Below are 6,633 nucleotides of genomic sequence, written 5' to 3' on the forward strand. Positions count from 1 at the left end.
TCTACCACCTGATCTCGAGTAGTCCCAGAAGGTAAGAGTCTCCCAGGCATGGCTGTCGCCATTTCCCATGGTTCGACGAGTTTCGGCCTCTGATCTGGGCGGCGGAGCTCATTGCCCCTGCCAGGTCCGAGAGCTTGTAGCCTGCTCTGAGTGCTTGGGTTATGCAGTCTAGTTCTGCACATTGCCATGCGAACTGAGACTGGTTCTCCGCAGGGATCGACTGAATTACAGCTTCGAGTTCGGGGAACTCGGTGATGTCGATGGACCTGTTGCTCGCGCCCGAGAACATTGTGCCATCCGGCAACTGTAGGGCAGCTGCCATTCGCGGATCACCTTCCTTTGGCGGCCGCGGCATGCGATCAGCCATCTCGATTGCGGCAGTGCGTACGGCATCCCATTCGGAACCCGTCGGCTCCGAGTACTGTGCGTCCGGCGCAGGGGTGCGGTCAGCGGGCAGCGGGCTACCTAGGTGGTCGACATTGGAAAACGGCCTGGGGGAGTTCGAGCTGGCCGGTTGGTCGGTGGGTTCCGGCGATGTACCCGGCGAGTGTTGCTCTGTGGCTGCGGCAACCGCCGTGGGAGGTGTCGGCCGGAGTGCTTCGGAGGGATCCGCGCCAACGGGACGAATTTCTGTTGGTGACGACGATGCATGTGTCGCGGTGTTGCCGGCCTCCGGTTGTGTGCCCGCGACATCGGATCGTTCTAACTCTTCCACTCGCCCATCTGGATGGAACCGATGGAATGTGTTGGGCAGATCCGGGACTCGCGACGGGTGGAGGGTGCGGCGAAGCGCTCGGTCCACACCCAGCTCCCCGGATGCATTGATGTAGAGATACCCGTCCGGCGCCACGACCGGGGCATTGAGGCAGCGCGCGAGCCGCGAGGCGAAGTTTCCGTCGAGGTGACCCGTGTTGCATGACAGTAGACGGACCGGAGTGCCGGGCTCGTAGTCTGCGCGATGGCGGATCAGGTTCGCTAACTCGCGCGGAGTCATGGGCCTGCCGTCCGTGGTGTCCATGGAGATCGAGTTCGGCGTGCCGTGAGCAATCACGTCGTAGTGACCTGGTAGCGGTTCCAGCTCGCGCGCGTATCGGTAGAACCGATCGTTTTCGTCCATGAGCGAGAAGCCGGGATGGCCGTCGTCGAACGGATGGGTCTGCGCCTGCGAGCCCGATTCGGAACCGCTGCCGGAATCTTCTGCGGTCGAAAAGTCGTGGCTACTGCCGGGCGCACTCATGTCCAACGGTGTTGGGGGGACCTCTCGTAGATATCCGCCCGCGATAAGAGCCTGTACCGATACTGGTAAATAGTGCTGGGTGCCGAGCCCTGCCTCTCCCATTTGCGGAGCGATCGGTCCTCGCCAGACTGGCAGAGGGCGAATCACCTCGTATTGGTGGTACCCGTTATCGAGGTTGGTCGGGGGTAGCGCACGTTCGGGATACGAGACGCCGGGCGGCGAGGTGAACCTGCCCACCGGCGGCCCGAAGCGGTCGATCACCTCACCGACCGGCAGGACCACCGGGTGTCGATCGGTCGCACTGAGGAAGCCCTCGGGGTGTGTGGTCTTATCCGCCCACATCAGGCTGCCATCCGGATTGGTGATCGAATCCATCCACGCGTCGCGACCGAGACCATGGTACGGATCGAAGCCATCCGGGATCAGCGACTCGACGGCAGGGTGGTCGCGGTCGACGCCCGGTGCAGTCGGCGGCCACGCACCGGTCCTGTCCCGGTAGTCACTCGCGCTCTTGTTCAGACTTTCCTGGATCTCTTTCAGGCGTTTCAGCTCGGCTGCATCCATGTCCGGATGCACCAAGTCGTCCGTCGGTACCGGGTCACCATTCGGCTGGAAGTATTGCTCGCGCGGAAGTGATGGGTCCGGTGTGGACTGGCCCGCAACCGGTGCGACGGATTCTCGAGCGTCCGCCGGTGATGCCGGGGCTGTCTTGGCAGGCATCTCAGGGCCGGAGTCGCGGCGTGGAGTTGACTCGTCCGTCCGACGTGTGGAATGGCTTCGCTCGACTCGAGGCGGCGCGTCAGGAAGTCTGCCTTCCGCGCGATCGCGGCTGGGTGGTACGTCGGTTCCTGGCGTGGTGCTCGGTGCAGGCGCGGTGTGGGAGGGGCCGGGCCGGGCTGCCTCGGCTGAGGCGCTGCTGGTTGGCGGCTCGGCCGGCTTCGGCCCTGCGGTGGTGTTGTGCTCGGTGGGTGCGGCCGGTTGGGAACCCTGCGCGGCCGACGCAGGAGAAGATGCGTCCTCTAGAACTCGAATGTCCCGGTCGGTGGCCAGGTCCCGTTCTGACGACTGCGGGCTTCCGCCCAGCCCATCGCTTCGCGGCACGTCACGTGAGTTGCTCGGGTGTCCGTGTGATAGCTGAGGGTCTGTTTGTTGATCGTGAGCAGGCGTTGGACCGGCGGCTCCGTCGGCGGCACCGTCAGTGATTCGGCCCGCAGCTGATACTCGATCTCCGCGGGAGTCTCCTTCGTTCGCTCGATGTGCACCCTCCATGTCGCTGGGTAGACCTGATAGCCCCGCACCGGTTGGCCGGTCCGAATCGCTTCGTCGTACATTTCCCCGATCGTCTGGGGTGCCAGACTCGAGTGCGCCGTTATCACTCCGGTCTGCCGGTTGACCACGTAGTTCCCCAGGCCCACTCCCTGGCCGCTCGCTCTCTCCTCCGGTGTCAGGACTCCCTGTGCCACCCAGGCGTATTGGGTCGGCAGTACCCGGAATTTGCGATCCGTTCGGAGCGCCCTCGCCAGGTACTCCCGAACTTGTTCCCGCGTTTCCAATGTTTCCGGCATGTGGTCCTCCATTTGCATCAATTGGGATGAAGATCAGTGAGCATGCGTTTTGATATAGCGACGCGGGTGGGGAGTCGGACGTTGTGCCGTGCTGAGGATCCCACCACACCGGTCCGCTGGCACCAGGCGGGAAGACGATGACAGTAGAGTGCCCACCGTCGATTACCGGTCGACCATTCTCGTCGAACTCCCAGTTTCCGTTGTCATCCAGCGAGGGCCAGTAGCTGTTGACCAACGCGGAAGATCCAGGTCCGAGGGACGTGATGTACGCGTGCAGAGACGCGTACTGCTCAGGTATGGATTGATTGGTGCTTTCGTAGGTACTCCACGCGCCTCCGAGCCAACGCGCGGCTCGTTGCGGCCCGTGACGCTCGCCACCCTGCTCGTCGATGCTGCCGTCGGGTAACCGATCAGGAAACCTGGGTGCGGAGACCTGGGGTGACCCATAGAACGAGGACAGCGCTGACACAGCGCAGTCGAGGCAGTTATTGCTACGTCCTCGGAAGTCGGGGCCGCCGTCGTTGATCAACCTGCCGTACGGATGGGTTCGGGGGTCCGCGCCCGTGGTGAACTGGTTTCCATCGCGCAGGGAGTCTTCGACATCAGCCTGGAATTGCGGGCTTTCGATGTAGTCCAGGCGGAGTGGGCCTTCGATCCTGGTGTCAGCCGGATTGCTGAACCGGGGTCCGGTGTTTGCCGAGGCGATGTCATTGCTGATCTGGCGCAGTTCGTCCGGGGAAAGCGTGGGATCTGCGCCGGTTGCGGTGGGCATCAGGCCCATATGCTGGCGAATGTTGTCAGTGAGAGCCTGCTCGGAATCTCTGAGCGACCACGTAGTGCGATTGCCCTGATGTCGGTGGCTCGTATCGGCTCGCAGGTGCGCATCGGAGGGGTCGTCGGTGAAGACGACGTCGACGAGGAGTCGGTCGTGACTTAGCAGTTGGGGTGCGGTGTTCAAGGACCGGTCGACCGCTTGCTCGGTTCTGGCCATGAGCCGACGCATGTCATCTGGCGTCACTCCGGTCCCCGGCGTGAGGTGGACACGGATGGTGACCACGGAGACGTGCTCGCCGGATGCGAGGCGATGGCGACGTACGTCGTAGGAAGGCCGCCCCCCGGTGTAGCGGGTGCCGGTTGCCGCTACCGGTGTGGTCCGACCATCGATCGGCGGTTGGTTGCGGAAGAACTCGCGGGCAGCGCGCGCCTGTTCGGCCGGTGTTTGTCGTGGTGGCTGGTTGCGAGGCGGCGTGTTGAGCTGCGGATGACGCGAAAAAGGTTGTGCGCCTGCCGGATTGTGGCTCGGGTTGCTCGCGCGGCCCGGATCGGGTGCGCGATTTTCACGGGGCTGATCCGGGGTGAGGGCGGAATTCTGAGGAGTTGTCGATGGGGGTGTGGTCGGGTTATGTGGCGTGCTTTGGGCAGCTGTATTGGTGCCGTTGGGATGAACTGCCGGAGCAGTAGATTCGGGGGTCGATGGGTACGACAGGTTGTTCGCGGGCTGGTTGTGGGACGCCGACCCGTGGTTGGGATCGGTCGTGTGGGGCCGGGCTGGTGCGAAGGGGGCGGGGCGGTCCCGGGTTGGAGTCGAAGGAGATTCGCTGCGGGTGTGGTGGGGAGGAGGGGTGGATTCGGGGGCGCGGGCGTCCGGGAAGGTCGGGGTCGGGCGCTGCTGGTTCGGAGGGAAGGGGCTCGGAGAGTGGGCGGTGGAGTCGGGGGCGCTGTTCGCTTGGTCCCGGGCAGGGTTGGGCCACCAGCTCGGGAGCTGGGTGCGTGCCCGGTGGGCTTCGAGGTTGGTGAAATCGTGGAGATCGGCTGAGGCGGTGTCTGTTGGTGCTCCGGTGGCAGGGACGCCGTCATTGAGTGACGGAGTGGAGCCCGAAGAGTCGCCGGGTTCGGTGCGAGAGGGTGCGGTGGGCTCCGAGTTGGTTGCTGTCGGATCGGGGCGGGTGTGGTCCGACGCGGGCGGGTGTTGCTCGGGCGGCGACGCGGTCTCGGGTGGGTTGGCGGCGAGTTGGGCTCGTTCGGCTTGGAATTCGGCTTCGGTGGGTTGGTAGCGGCCGATGTGGGGGTTGTATTCGCCGGCGAAGAAGGGGTCGCGGGGGATGGGGCGGCCGTCGTTGAAGTGGGCTACGTATTTGTGGATGGTGGGGTCGTAGCCGGGACGGTGGGGCGCGGGATCGGTGGGGTTCGCGGGCGTGGTTCGGCCGGCATCGGAGTCAGGGGCGGTGGACTGAGGTGCGCTGTGGTCCGGCTCCGGGGTGTGGGGAGCGGGAGAGCCGTCGTTCGGGTTCGGGCCGGGGGAGGTGGGGGCTGCGTTCGAGGTCGGAGCGGGTCGCGCGGAAGAGGGTCGGCCGCTCTGCGGGCTCGGGCCGGGTTGGGTTGTGGGGGTTGGGGTGTGGGCCGGTTGGGTGGCGGGGTTGGCCGGCGGGGTGGTTGCCGAGTTGGGGGTGTTCGCAGAGGGTGTGGTGGTGGGCTGGGTCGTCCCATCGAGCGGTGGTGCGGTGGCGGAAGCTGCCGCAGTGGTGCTCGTTGGTGCGGTGGGAGCGGTGACGGGTGCGCCGACGGTCGGTTGGGCGGTGGGGTCGTCGTTCGTCGGTGGGGTGCGGTTGGGTCCGGTGGAATTGTCCGGCTGGGATGCGGACTGGGGTGGGGTGGTCGTGGATCCGGTGGTTGACGTGGGCGTGCCCAGACTCGACGGTGTGCCCGTGCCCGTGCCCGTGCCCGTGCCCGTGCCCGTGCCCGTGCCCGACTCGCTGGAGGAGTCCTGGGTCGGCGCGCTCTGGGGATTGGAATCGGTGGTCTGGACCGGCAGGTCCAGTGGGGTCTGAGGTGCGCTCGGCGCGGGATCTTGTGGCGGGAGGTCGAGGGGGCTCGAATCCGGGTTCGCGGGTGCGGTGGACTGGCCCTGGTCCGGGAGATCGATGGGGCTCGGGTCGGTGGTGGTGGGGGACGCGGGTTGGTCGGGGAGGTCGAGCGGGCTCGGCTGGGGGACGCCCGGCTGGTTGTCCTGCGGGGGCAGGTCGAGGGACGTGGGGTCCTGGGAAGGCTGCGCGGATTCGGGTCCGGGCGAGTCCTGGGTGGGCAGGTCGAGCGAGTTCGGTTGGCCGCCGGTGGACGGCTCATCGCCGCTGCGGCCGTTGTCGCCGGTGGTCTGGCTGCCCGGGTCGTCCGCTGCGGCCTGCTGGGGCTGAGCAGGTGGTTCGTTGCCGGCGGGAGAGATTTGGGGGGACTGCTGGCCGGGATTGTCGGTACCGGTGTCGGCCGGGTCGCCGGTGGCTGCCGGATCGGTGTCGGCGGGAGGCTCGTTGCCGTTGCCGTTGCCGTTGCCGTTGCCGTTGTTGGAGTCGTCGGTGCTCGTGGCGTTGGCGGGGGTGGTTTGGTTGGGTTGGTTGTCGGTGTTGTCGGGTGTGTTGTCGCCGCTGCGAGTGTTGTTGCCGTCGGGGTTGTCCGAGCCGCCGTCGTTGCCCGTGTTGTTGTTGGCGGGGTTCTGGTTCCCGCCGCGGTCGCCGTTGTTGCTGCCGCGGTCGCCGTCGTTGCCGCCGCGGTCGCCGTTGTTGTCCCCGCGGCCGGAGTTGTCGTTGTTCTGTGGTTCGCGGTCGTTGTTCCCGGAGTCGGGGTCGTTCTCGGAGCCGCCGGGCCCGTTGCCGCCTGCTTCGTCTCCGCCGTTGTTTCCGCCGCTGTCGAGTTGGTTGTGGGCGGCGCCGGCGGCGGCGCTGGTGAAGGTGTCGGCGGATAGTTCGAATTCTTCGCCGGTGATGGCGGCCATGGCGGCTTGGGAGCCGATGTCGGAGGCGACTTCGGTGGTGTAGTCGGTGGCGAATTGTTTGGCGC

Annotated in this window: 5 protein-coding genes and 1 pseudogene; 3 read left to right on the forward strand and 3 right to left on the reverse strand. The window is 66.1% G+C overall.

The window, feature by feature from the left end; genetic code table 11:
* Position 1: 1 nt before the first annotated feature.
* The 3 genes and pseudogenes from AC4HOU_RS11645 to AC4HOU_RS11655 all read right to left on the reverse strand — a co-directional run.
* Positions 2-1,801: a glycohydrolase toxin TNT-related protein gene (locus AC4HOU_RS11645; RefSeq protein ID WP_280498532.1), complete on the reverse strand. Its 1,800-nt coding sequence runs from the start codon at positions 1,799-1,801 to the stop codon at positions 2-4.
* 455 nt (positions 1,802-2,256) lie between these two features.
* Entirely contained in the window at positions 2,257-2,802 is a 546-nt protein-coding gene (locus AC4HOU_RS11650; RefSeq protein ID WP_490724476.1) for a hypothetical protein, read from the reverse strand.
* 94 nt (positions 2,803-2,896) lie between these two features.
* Positions 2,897-3,331 (reverse strand): annotated as a pseudogene (locus AC4HOU_RS11655) (toxin glutamine deamidase domain-containing protein); the annotation flags it as partial.
* 12 nt (positions 3,332-3,343) lie between these two features.
* On the opposite strand from AC4HOU_RS11655, the gene AC4HOU_RS11660 reads away from it, so the two are divergent.
* The 3 genes from AC4HOU_RS11660 (at position 3,344) to AC4HOU_RS11670 (ending at position 6,538) form a co-directional block, all read left to right on the forward strand.
* A complete protein-coding gene (locus AC4HOU_RS11660; protein WP_490724477.1) occupies positions 3,344-3,739 on the forward strand; it encodes a hypothetical protein in 396 nt (131 codons plus the stop codon).
* Positions 3,740-5,243: 1,504 nt separating this feature from the next.
* Positions 5,244-5,630 carry a hypothetical protein gene (locus AC4HOU_RS11665; protein ID WP_490724478.1) on the forward strand — a complete coding sequence of 129 codons (387 nt, stop codon included), beginning with the start codon at positions 5,244-5,246 and terminating at the stop codon, positions 5,628-5,630.
* A 272-nt stretch (positions 5,631-5,902) separates the two neighbouring features.
* Entirely contained in the window at positions 5,903-6,538 is a 636-nt protein-coding gene (locus AC4HOU_RS11670; protein WP_490724479.1) for a hypothetical protein, read from the forward strand.
* Positions 6,539-6,633 lie beyond the last annotated feature (95 nt).

Source organism: Nocardia sp. JCM 38205, assembly GCF_058222935.1.

Excerpts from the sequence above, each read along its gene's own strand:
- AC4HOU_RS11645 (WP_280498532.1), bottom strand. The coding sequence starts at position 1,801 with ATGGATGCAGCCGAGCTGAAACGCCTGAAAGAGATCCAGGAAAGTCTG.
- AC4HOU_RS11650 (WP_490724476.1), bottom strand. The coding sequence starts at position 2,802 with ATGCCGGAAACATTGGAAACGCGGGAACAAGTTCGGGAGTACCTGGCG.
- AC4HOU_RS11660 (WP_490724477.1), top strand. The coding sequence starts at position 3,344 with ATGGGTTCGGGGGTCCGCGCCCGTGGTGAACTGGTTTCCATCGCGCAG.